Here is a 10,225-nt window from a genome sequence, read left to right as displayed (position 1 = left end):
CTTCTACCCACCGGGGGCTCCGCCCCCGGACCCCCGTTGGTGGTCGGTTGCGGCCGGTGGTCCGGTTGTGCCCACCCGTTCCGCCCCTAGCGGAACGCATGCCCACAACCGGAAGGCGACGGACTAGCGCACCTCATCAGGGGCGCGGGGAACTGCGCGACCAGCCCCCACCGGACCCGCAGCCGCGCGCGCAGCGCAAGACGCACCCCGGTAGGCGTACCGGACAGAACTCAGAGCGCCTCCAGCTGAGCGAGGAACCACCGCTCCGGCGGCAGAGCCGTCGCGGCCGCCGCCAGGCGCGAGGTGCGGGCCGCCCGTTCCCCGGGCGGCATGAGAAGCGCGGCGTGCAACGCCGCCGCCGTCGCCTCCACGTCGTACGGATTGACCACCAGCGCGTCGGGCCCCAGCTCCGCCACCGCCCCCGCCTCCCGCGACAGGACGAGCGCGCAGCCGTGGTCGGAGACGACGGGGACCTCCTTGGCGACCAGGTTCATGCCGTCGCGGATGGGGTTGACCAGGGCCACGTCCGCGAGGCGGTACGCCGCGAGGGAGCGGGCGAAGTCGTCCTTGACGTGCAGGGCCACCGGCTCCCAGTCGGCCGTGCCGAACGTCGCGTTGATGTCCCGGGCGACCCGGGCCACCTCGGCCGTGTAGTCGCGGTAGACCCGCAGGTCCTGCCGCGAGGGGTACGCGAAGGCGATGTGCACGACCTTGCCGTGCCACTCGGGGTGCTCCTCCAGCAGCCGCCGGTACGCGTGCAGGCCGCGCACGATGTTCTTGGACAGCTCGGTGCGGTCCACCCGGACGATCGTCCTGCGGTCCGGGCCCAGCTGCTCCCGGAGCGCGGCCAGCCGCTCCTCCACGTCCGGCCGGTGCGCGCGCTCGCGCAGGAACTCCGCGTCGGCGCCCAGGCCGTGCACCCCCAGCCGTACCGACCGCCCCTCGAACAGCACGGCCGTCCCGCCCGTACCGCCGCGGACCACCTCCGCCCCCAGCACGCGCTCGCAGCAGTCGGCGAACGCGTCCGCCCAGCGCTCGGTGAGGAAGGCCGCGCGGTCGCCGCCGAGCATGCCGCGCAGCACCTGCTCCGCCACGTCGTCCGGGAGCAGCCGGTAGTAGTCCGGCGGTGCCCACGGGGTGTGCTGGAAGTGGCCGACGCGCAGGTCCGGGCGGCTCTTCCGGAGCAGGCCCGGGACCAGGGCCAGGTGGTAGTCCTGCACGAGCACGGCCGCGCCCTGTGCCGCCTCCTCGGCGATCGCGTCCGCGAACGCGGCGTTGTACGCCTCGTACGCCGCCCACTGGCGGCGGAACTCCGCGTCGAAGACGGGGGCGAGCGGCGTCTCGTACAGCAGGTGGTGGACGAACCACAGGACGGAGTTCGCGATGCCGTTGTAGGCGGCGGCGAAGGTGTCCTGGTCGATGTCCAGCATGCGCACCCGGTGGCCGCCGGTGTCCCCGGTGTCGAGGCGGCGGCCCGCGCGCCGCACCGCCTCGCGGTCGCCGTCGCCGAGCGCCGCGCACACCCAGACGGCGCTCGCGTCCCGGCCGACGGCGCTGAGCCCCGACACGAGGCCGCCACCGCCGCGGCCGGCGGTGAGGCGGCCGTCGTCGGTCAGCTTGTACGACACCGGGCCGCGGTTGGAGGCGACGACGATGCGGGCTTCTTGCATGTGCGCATGCATGTGCTCTGCGGCCATGTGGCTGAGCCTTGCCGGACGGCCGAACGTTCAAACGTTCGTCCTGAACAGCACCCCGGCGGTGGTGCGGCCGTCCCACCCACCTGGGGGCTGCCGCCCCCTGGACCCCGGTTGCGCCTACTGGGGTGCGTCTTGTGCCCGGTGTGCGTCTGCCGGTCCGTCGTGGCTGGTCGCGCAGTTCCCCGCGCCCCTTACAGGGCGCTACGCCGCGCGGCGTTCCGTGTATTCGGGGACGTCCGCCATCGGGGGGCGTTCCTCCGTGTCCACCGCGTACGTGCGCGGCGTGAAGCCATCCGCCGTGCGTTCGAACTGGGTGAGGACAGGGCGGATCAGATGGCCGCGGGCCAGGCGGAGCTGGGCCGTGCGGTAGATGGCCGCGGCCATGCGGCCGAGGGCGCGGCCGTCCTGGTGGCGGTGGAGGCGGACGCCCACGTCGACCTGGGCGAGCGCGTCGAGGCCCACCGTGTGCAGGGCGTCCACGAGCAGGCCCAGCTCCACGCCGTAGCCGACCGGGAACGGCAGGCGCTCCAGCAGGGAGCGCCGCGCCGCGTATTCGCCGCCGAGGGGCTGGACGAAGCCGGCCAGCTGCGGCCAGTGCAGGTTGAGCAGCGGGCGGGCCACCAGCTCGGTGACGCGGCCGCCCTGCCCGGCGGCCTCGCCCAGCGGGCGGTCGTACATCGCCTTCACGAACTGCACGCCGGGGTCCGTCAGCAGGGGGCCGACGATGCCCGACACGAAGTCGGCGGAGAAGTCCCGCAGGTCGGAGTCTATGAAGCAGACGATGTCCCCGCCGGTCACCAGCAGCGAGCGCCAGAGCACCTCGCCCTTGCCCGGCAGCGCGGGCAGCCGCGGCAGGACCGAGTCCCGGTGCACCACGCGCGCCCCGGCCGCCGCGGCCACCTCGGCCGTGCGGTCCGTGGAACCGGAGTCCAGCACCACCAGCTCGTCCACCAGCGGCACGGCCTCGGACATCAGCTCGCGCCGGATCGTGGCCACGATGTCGCCGACCGTGGCCTCCTCGTTCAGCGCGGGCAGCACCACGCTCACCGTGGTGCCCGCGCCCCGTTTCGCCGTGAGCAGCTGGTCGAGCGGACGGTCTCCGACGGACCAGGACCGCCGGTCCAGCCAGCGCTCCACCTCTTCCAGCACGTGAACGACTCCTCGGTTCCCGGGTTCCTGTGACGCATCTCGCGACTCGGACGGCTGTCTCCGCCGCCCATACCTTCCGTTACAGTCTGAACAACGCGGAACGCCGACGTATGTCGGGGTCGCCGCGTGCACAAACGCCTGGGCCGCGCCCAGTGCCATACCGCTCATCCAGAGGGGCAGAGGGACACGGCCCGATGAAGCCCCGGCAACCCTCCAGCCGGTCTCGGTCATACGACGCGAGGCTCCCGGCGGGGAAGGTGCCAAATCCGTCTCGTGGCGACGTCCGCCGCGAGGAAGATGAGGAGAAAGGGCCTCGCCTCCATGGCTGTGCAGTCTGTTCAGGATTCAACGGCTTCCGTCGTCCCTCCCGGCTCCGCCGATTCCATCGATCTCGGTCCCGCCATCGCCCTCTCGTGCCGCGAGTGCGGGGAGCGCTCCACCCTCGGCCCCCTCTTCGCCTGCGCCGTCTGCTTCGGCCCGCTGGAGGTCGCGTACGAGCTTCCCGAAGGGGACCCCGAGGGCCTGCGTCGTCGCATCGAGGCCGGTCCGCCGAACATCTGGCGGTACGCCCCGCTGCTGCCCGTGCCCGCCGACGTCGCGGAGAAGCCTGGCCTCGACCCCGGTTTCACCCGGCTCGTCAAGGCCGACAATCTCGCCCGCGAACTGGGCGTCACCGGCGGCCTGTACGTCAAGGACGACTCCGGCAACCCGACGCACTCCTTCAAGGACCGCGTCGTCGCCATCGCCGTCGAGGCCGCGCGGGCCTTCGGCTTCACCACCCTGTCCTGCTCCTCCACCGGCAACCTCGCGGGGGCCGTGGGCGCGGCCGCCGCGCGCGCCGGCTTCGCGTCCTGCGTCTTCATCCCGCACGACCTGGAGGCGGGCAAGGTCGTGATGGCCGCGGTCTACGGCGGCGACCTCGTCGGCATCGAGGGCACCTACGACGACGTGAACCGCTTCTGCAGCGAGCTGATCGGCGACCCGCTGGGGGAGGGCTGGGGCTTCGTGAACGTGAACCTCCGCCCGTACTACGGCGAGGGCTCCAAGACCCTCGCGTACGAGATCTGCGAGCAGTTGGGCTGGCGGCTGCCCGACCAGCTGGTCGTCCCCGTCGCCTCGGGCTCCCAGCTCACGAAGATCGACAAGGGGCTGAAGGAGCTGATCGCCCTCGGGCTCGTCGAGGACCGGCCCTACAAGATCTTCGGCGCCCAGGCGGAGGGCTGCTCCCCGGTCTCCCGGGCCTTCAAGGACGGGCACGACGTGGTGCGGCCGGTGAAGCCGGACACGATCGCGAAGTCGCTGGCGATCGGCAACCCGGCGGACGGGCCGTACGTGCTCGACATCGCCCGGCGCACGGGCGGGGCCGTCGAGGACGTCACGGACGAGGAGATCGTGGACGCGATCCGGCTGCTCGCCCGCACGGAGGGGATCTTCGCGGAGACGGCGGGCGGGGTGACGGTGGGCGTGGCCCGGAAGCTGTTCGCGGCGGGGGTGCTGGATCCGTCGCTGACGACGGTCGTCCTCAACACGGGGGACGGGCTGAAGACGCTCGACGCGGTGGCGGCGGGGCCTTCGGCGACGATCAGGCCGACGCTTCAGGCTTTCCGGGCGGCGGGGTTCGGTACTTCGCGTTGAGCCTGGTCCGGGGCTTCGCCCCGGGCCCCGCCAGGGGCTTCGCCCCTGGACCCCGCGCCTAGTGGGGTGCCTCTTGTGCTTGGTGCGCGGCTGCCGGTCCGTCGTGGCTGCTCGCGCAGTTCCCCGCGCCCCTATGGGGCGCTCGACAACAGAAGGTGAACCCATGAGCGTTACCGTGCGTATTCCGACCATCCTGCGTACCTACACCGGTGGGCAGGCCGAAGTGTCCGCCGAGGGGGCGACGCTCGCCGAGGTGATCGCCGACCTCGACAGGAACCACGCCGGCATCGGCGCCCGTGTCCTCGACGAGCAGGGGAAGTTGCGGCGGTTCGTCAACGTGTACGTCAACGACGACGACGTCCGCTTCGAGGGCGGGCTCGCCGCCGCCACCCCCGACGGGGCCGGCGTCTCGATCATTCCCGCCGTCGCCGGAGGCTGAACTTTACGCAGGACCCCTGCGGAACGACCCCGGAATCGCCCCGTCCATGAAGCGGACGGGGCGATTCCGTGCTGTTGAGCGCGATACAGTTGGGGCGATCCCCCTCCGGCGTCAGTGCCGAACACATATGAGAACCCGTCAAGTTGTGCCCGAACTGTGTGTGCGAATTGTCGGGTTGATTGTGGTATGCCCAGCCCGACTTGCCCTGGAATCACCGGAGTTGGGCATGTTTCGGCGATCGGGGCGGCCGGGAATTCTCGTCCGAGTGACCTGTTGCAGACGGCATCCGTGCAGATACATTCAGCCGCGGTCGACGCGTTCCGGCGCACACCAACGGGATTCCTCCTGCCGATGGCGGGGGAGTGTCCTGGGGGTGAGGTCTGACCCGGGTCCGCGAAGTGCGGTCCTGTGCAAGGGCCAGTAATAGGGGAGTTAGGCATGGCTCAGGGCACCGTCAAGTGGTTCAACGCGGAGAAGGGGTACGGCTTCATCGCGGTCGACGGTGGTGCGGATGTATTCGTCCACTACAGCGCGATCCAGATGGACGGTTACCGCACCCTCGAAGAGGGGCAGCGCGTGGAGTTCGAGATCTCGCAGGGCCAGAAGGGGCCCCAGGCGGACATGGTCAAGATCAGCGGCTGACCTTGGCGCATCGACCACCGATTCACTCCAGCTCGCCGAAGGACCCGTACCCGCATCACCGGGTGCGGGTCCTTCGTGTGTCCGCGATCGATCGCCGCGATCGATCGCCGGGCGTGCGCCCCTGGGGGTCGCTTGCGCCCTCGGTCGCCGCCGGGAGGCCCCCCGGTGCCACGCGAGCATGGATCCCGTCCATACCGCTTGCACTCGCAGGGGTCGAGTGCTAATCATTGGCGTTAGCACTCTCCGAGTGAGAGTGACAGATTTGGACCGTCGGTGAGGTCGGCGAGTCGGGCGGGGCAAGGAACCGCCGGGCCCGCGGGCCGTCCGTCGCGGGCGCCAGCGCGGTCCGGAGCAATCCACCCCAGTCCTGGGAGGACCACTTCACATGGCCAAGATCATCGCGTTCGACGAGGAGGCACGGCGCGGTCTCGAGCGCGGGATGAACCAGCTCGCCGACGCCGTCAAGGTCACCCTCGGCCCCAAGGGCCGGAACGTCGTCCTCGAGAAGAAGTGGGGCGCCCCCACGATCACCAACGATGGTGTCTCCATCGCCAAGGAGATCGAGCTCGAGGACCCGTACGAGAAGATCGGCGCCGAGCTGGTCAAGGAGGTCGCGAAGAAGACGGACGACGTCGCCGGTGACGGCACGACGACCGCGACCGTCCTCGCCCAGGCGCTGGTCCGCGAGGGTCTGCGCAACGTGGCCGCGGGTGCCAACCCGATGGCCCTGAAGCGCGGTATCGAGAAGGCCGTCGAGGCCGTCTCGGGTGCGCTGCTCGACCAGGCCAAGGAGGTCGAGACCAAGGAGCAGATCGCCTCCACCGCCTCCATCTCCGCCGCCGACACCCAGATCGGCGAGCTGATCGCCGAGGCCATGGACAAGGTCGGCAAGGAAGGCGTCATCACCGTCGAGGAGTCCCAGACCTTCGGTCTGGAGCTGGAGCTCACCGAGGGTATGCGCTTCGACAAGGGCTACATCTCGGCGTACTTCGCCACCGACATGGAGCGTATGGAGGCCTCCCTCGAGGACCCGTACATCCTGATCGTCAACTCGAAGATCGGCTCGGTCAAGGACCTGCTGCCGCTCCTCGAGAAGGTCATGCAGTCCGGCAAGCCGCTGCTGATCATCGCCGAGGACGTCGAGGGCGAGGCCCTGTCGACCCTGGTGGTCAACAAGATCCGCGGCACCTTCAAGTCCGTCGCCGTCAAGGCCCCGGGCTTCGGCGACCGCCGCAAGGCCATGCTCGGCGACATCGCCATCCTCACCGGTGGCACGGTCATCTCCGAGGAGGTCGGCCTCAAGCTGGAGAACGCCGGTCTCGACCTGCTCGGCCGCGCCCGCAAGGTCGTCATCACCAAGGACGAGACGACCATCGTCGACGGTGCCGGTGACAGCGACCAGGTCCAGGGCCGCGTCAACCAGATCCGCGCCGAGATCGAGAACAGCGACTCCGACTACGACCGCGAGAAGCTGCAGGAGCGCCTGGCGAAGCTGGCCGGCGGCGTGGCCGTCATCAAGGCCGGTGCCGCCACCGAGGTGGAGCTCAAGGAGCGCAAGCACCGTATCGAGGACGCCGTCCGCAACGCCAAGGCCGCGGTCGAGGAGGGCATCGTCGCCGGTGGTGGCGTGGCCCTGCTCCAGGCCTCCGCGGTCTTCGAGAAGCTGGACCTCGAGGGTGACGAGGCCACCGGTGCCAACGCCGTGCGCCTGGCCCTGGAGGCCCCGCTGAAGCAGATCGCCGTCAACGGTGGTCTCGAGGGCGGCGTCGTCGTGGAGAAGGTCCGCAACCTGGCCGTCGGCCACGGTCTGAACGCCGCGACCGGTGAGTACGTCGACATGATCGCCGAGGGCATCATCGACCCGGCCAAGGTCACGCGTTCCGCGCTGCAGAACGCCGCGTCCATCGCCGCGCTGTTCCTGACCACCGAGGCCGTCATCGCCGACAAGCCGGAGAAGGCCGCCGCGGCCGCTCCGGGCGGCATGCCGGGCGGTGACATGGACTTCTGATCCTCACCGGATCATTCGTCCTGAACGCACGCCGAGGGCGGCACTCCCTGCACGGGGGTGCCGCCCTTTCGGCTTGCGGTCCGCCCGGTGAAACCGAAGAAGTACGTGGCCAGGAAGCCCGCGAGATAGCCGATCAGCAGGCCCGCCCCGTACAGCGCCGCCGCCGGGCCCGGGCCGTCGCTGCCGTTCAGCAGGGGGAAGAGGGCCCAGCCCGACGGGCCGATGGCCGTGGCGCCCACCGTGTGGCCGGACTGCGCCAGCAGGCCGACGAAGCCGCCGCCGAAGGCACCGCCCACGCACGCCGTGAGGAACGGGCGGCCCAGCGGCAGCGAGACGCCGTAGATGAGGGGTTCGCCGATGCCCAGCAGCCCGGCGGGCAGGGCCGAGCGGACCGTCCTGCGCACCGACCCGTCGTCGCGCAGCCGGACATGGACCGCGAGCGCCGCGCCCACCTGGCCCGCGCCCGCCATCGACAGGAGGGGCAGCAGCACCGTGTAGCCCTGCTGCTGGATCAGCGTCGCGTGGATCGGGATCAGGGCCTGGTGCAGGCCCAGCAGCACCAGGGGCAGGAACAGCCCGCCCAGGAGGAAGCCCGCGGCCGCGCCCCCGTTCGACAGCAGCCAGTCGGCGCCGTGGCCGATCGCCGTGGCGGCCCGGCCCGCCACGGACATCAGCCCGTACAGCGTGACCAGGCCGGCGACCAGGACCGTGAGCGTCGGGGTGAGCAGCACGTCCAGGGCCTCCGGTACGCGGTGGCGGCACCACTTCTCGACCCGCACCGCCAGCAGCGCGGCGGCCAGCGCGCCCAGGACCCCGCCCTCGCCCGGCACCAGGCGCTCGCCGAAGACGTCGATCCGGACGACGCCCCCGAACACCGTGACCGCCGCGACCGCGCCGCCCAGGACCGGGGTGCCGCCGAACTCCTTCGCCGTGTTGACGCCGACGAACACCGCGATCAGCGCCATGAAGCCCGAGGCCACGGCCACCAGCGCGGGCACGAGCCCCGGCAGCAGGCGGGTGTTGGCCAGCAGCCCGGCCAGGGCCGCGACGATGCCGCAGCCGATCAGCGCCGGGATCAGCGGTACGAACACGGCGGCGATCCGGCGCAGCAGCAGCCTTCCCGGCGTGGCGTTGCGCGCGGCCCGCTCCGCCCGGAGGGCCGCCCCCCGCTCGGCGAGGGAATCGGCGAGCGACTCGGTCAGGGACTCGGTCAGGGACCCGGCGAGCGGGGCGGCGAGCGCTTCGACGGCGACCGGCGGTGGTGCCGCGGACCGTAGCCGTTCCAGTTCCGGCGCCACCCGCGCGACCGTGCCCGGCCCGAGCACGACCTGGTACGACGTGCCGCCGTCGACCACGCCCAGTACGCCGGGCAGGGCCCGCAGCTCGGCGTCGCGGACGAGCGCGCGGTCGTGGAGCTCCAGGCGCAGCCGGGTCATGCAGTGGGCGACGGAGGCGAGGTTCGCGGCGCCGCCGAGGAGGGGGAGCAGCGCGGCGGCGGTGCCGGTGTGCCGGTCGGGGCCGTGGTCGTACGGCGTGGCGGGTGACGCCTCCGGCGGTGGTGTTCCGGGTGGGGTCATGCCCCCAGGATCGCCGCCGTCAGCTCGGTCGGCCTCCCGTGGCCGTGTGCAGTGCCGCGCGCAGGTGGCCGCCGGATGCCTCCAGCAGCCGGGCCGCGGTGGGCCCGTCGACGCCGCCGAGGAGGACGAGGACGGCGTTCTTCACCTCGCCGCCGGTCTCCGCCAGGGCGGCCTCCGTCTCCGCCTCGGAGGCCCCGGTGGCCAGGGCGACGATGCGGCGCGAGCGGACGCGCAGCTTCTCGTTGGAGGCGCGGACGTCGACCATCAGATTCCCGTAGGTCTTGCCGAGCCGGATCATGGTGATGGTCGAGAGCATGTTGAGGACGAGCTTCTGCGCCGTGCCCGCCTTCAGCCGGGTGGAGCCGGTGAGCAGTTCCGGGCCCACGACGACCTCGATGGCGTGGTCGGCGGCGGCGCCCAGCGGCGAACCCGCGTTGCAGGAGAGGCCGATGGTGAGCGCGCCCGCGACCCGCGCGTGGGTCACGGCGCCGAGGGCGTACGGGGTGCGGCCGGAGGCCGAGACTCCGACGACGGTGTCGTCCGGGCCGACACCGAGGGCCGCGAGGTCCCCGGCGGCGAGCTCGGCGCTGTCCTCCGCGCCCTCCACCGCCGTGACCAGGGCGGGCGTGCCGCCCGCGATCAGGCCGACGACCTGGCCGGGTTCGGTGTTGAAGGTCGGCGGGCACTCGCTGGCGTCGAGCACGCCGAGCCGTCCGGCCGTGCCGGCGCCCGCGTAGACGAGTCTGCCGCCGCGCGCCATGCGGGCCGCGGTCGCGTCGATCGCGGCGGCCAGTTCGGGGAGCCGGGCGGCGACGGCGCCCGCGACACCGGCGTCCTCACCGTTCATGATCGTCGCGATGTCGAGGGTCGGCAGCCGGTCGATGTCCGCGAGCTCGGGGCGGAACGCCTCGGTGGTGAGGGCGGCGAGCTGGGCTCCGAGCGCCGCGCGGGCGGGCGAGTCCGGTGAGTCCGGCGAGTCGGGCGAGTACATGGTGCGGCGCCTTTCCGTGGCCGGGACCGCGGCCGTGGGGGAGCCGGCGGTTCAGCGGGTCTTACGCGGAGGGATTCAGTGGTGGGG

At 72.0% G+C, this 10,225-nt stretch carries 8 protein-coding genes and 1 riboswitch; of the genes, 4 read left to right on the top strand and 4 right to left on the bottom strand.

Annotation, left to right across the window (positions count from 1 at the left end):
- Nucleotides 1–230 precede the first annotated feature (230 nt).
- Both K6I34_RS22690 and K6I34_RS22685 read right to left on the bottom strand, forming a co-directional pair.
- On the bottom strand, nucleotides 231–1,670 hold the full coding sequence (locus K6I34_RS22690; RefSeq protein ID WP_229328171.1) for a trehalose-6-phosphate synthase: 1,440 nt from the start codon (nucleotides 1,668–1,670) through the stop codon (nucleotides 231–233).
- Nucleotides 1,671–1,898: 228 nt separating this feature from the next.
- Nucleotides 1,899–2,846: a glucosyl-3-phosphoglycerate synthase gene (locus K6I34_RS22685; RefSeq protein ID WP_229328170.1), complete on the bottom strand. Its 948-nt coding sequence runs from the start codon at nucleotides 2,844–2,846 to the stop codon at nucleotides 1,899–1,901.
- 161 nt (nucleotides 2,847–3,007) lie between these two features.
- Nucleotides 3,008–3,150: riboswitch (SAM riboswitch) on the top strand.
- Nucleotides 3,151–3,167: 17 nt separating this feature from the next.
- Between K6I34_RS22685 and thrC the strand changes: the two genes are divergently transcribed.
- From thrC to groL, 4 genes are all read left to right on the top strand, one after another.
- A complete protein-coding gene (gene thrC / locus K6I34_RS22680; protein WP_229328169.1) occupies nucleotides 3,168–4,481 on the top strand; it encodes a threonine synthase in 1,314 nt (437 codons plus the stop codon).
- 163 nt (nucleotides 4,482–4,644) lie between these two features.
- Nucleotides 4,645–4,920 (top strand): MoaD/ThiS family protein, encoded by a 276-nt coding sequence (locus tag K6I34_RS22675; protein WP_229328168.1) that lies wholly within the window; start codon nucleotides 4,645–4,647, stop codon nucleotides 4,918–4,920.
- A gap of 438 nt (nucleotides 4,921–5,358) precedes the next feature.
- Complete coding sequence (locus tag K6I34_RS22670; protein WP_229328167.1) at nucleotides 5,359–5,562, top strand: cold-shock protein; 204 nt, start codon at nucleotides 5,359–5,361, stop codon at nucleotides 5,560–5,562.
- A 385-nt stretch (nucleotides 5,563–5,947) separates the two neighbouring features.
- Entirely contained in the window at nucleotides 5,948–7,570 is a 1,623-nt protein-coding gene (gene groL, locus K6I34_RS22665; protein WP_229328166.1) for a chaperonin GroEL, read from the top strand.
- Between the two features lie 11 nt (nucleotides 7,571–7,581).
- On the opposite strand, the gene K6I34_RS22660 is transcribed toward groL, so the two are convergent.
- Together K6I34_RS22660 and murQ are read right to left on the bottom strand one after the other, a co-directional pair.
- On the bottom strand, nucleotides 7,582–9,147 hold the full coding sequence (locus K6I34_RS22660) for a PTS transporter subunit EIIC (protein WP_229328165.1): 1,566 nt from the start codon (nucleotides 9,145–9,147) through the stop codon (nucleotides 7,582–7,584).
- Between the two features lie 19 nt (nucleotides 9,148–9,166).
- On the bottom strand, nucleotides 9,167–10,138 hold the full coding sequence (murQ, locus tag K6I34_RS22655; protein WP_229328164.1) for an N-acetylmuramic acid 6-phosphate etherase: 972 nt from the start codon (nucleotides 10,136–10,138) through the stop codon (nucleotides 9,167–9,169).
- Nucleotides 10,139–10,225 lie beyond the last annotated feature (87 nt).

Source organism: Streptomyces sp. UNOC14_S4 (assembly GCF_020740835.1).
Classification (GTDB): Bacteria; Actinomycetota; Actinomycetes; order Streptomycetales; family Streptomycetaceae; genus Streptomyces.
Note: the sequence above shows the minus strand (reverse complement) of the source record. Positions and strands in the feature narration are given on the sequence as shown.

Bases quoted from the DNA above. Each gene is read 5' to 3' on its own strand.
- K6I34_RS22670 (WP_229328167.1), top strand. From the start codon at position 5,359: ATGGCTCAGGGCACCGTCAAGTGGTTCAACGCGGAGAAGGGGTACGGC.
- K6I34_RS22675 (WP_229328168.1), top strand. From the start codon at position 4,645: ATGAGCGTTACCGTGCGTATTCCGACCATCCTGCGTACCTACACCGGT.
- K6I34_RS22690 (WP_229328171.1), bottom strand. From the start codon at position 1,670: ATGCAAGAAGCCCGCATCGTCGTCGCCTCCAACCGCGGCCCGGTGTCG.
- K6I34_RS22660 (WP_229328165.1), bottom strand. From the start codon at position 9,147: ATGACCCCACCCGGAACACCACCGCCGGAGGCGTCACCCGCCACGCCG.
- murQ (WP_229328164.1), bottom strand. From the start codon at position 10,138: ATGTACTCGCCCGACTCGCCGGACTCACCGGACTCGCCCGCCCGCGCG.
- groL (WP_229328166.1), top strand. From the start codon at position 5,948: ATGGCCAAGATCATCGCGTTCGACGAGGAGGCACGGCGCGGTCTCGAG.
- thrC (WP_229328169.1), top strand. From the start codon at position 3,168: ATGGCTGTGCAGTCTGTTCAGGATTCAACGGCTTCCGTCGTCCCTCCC.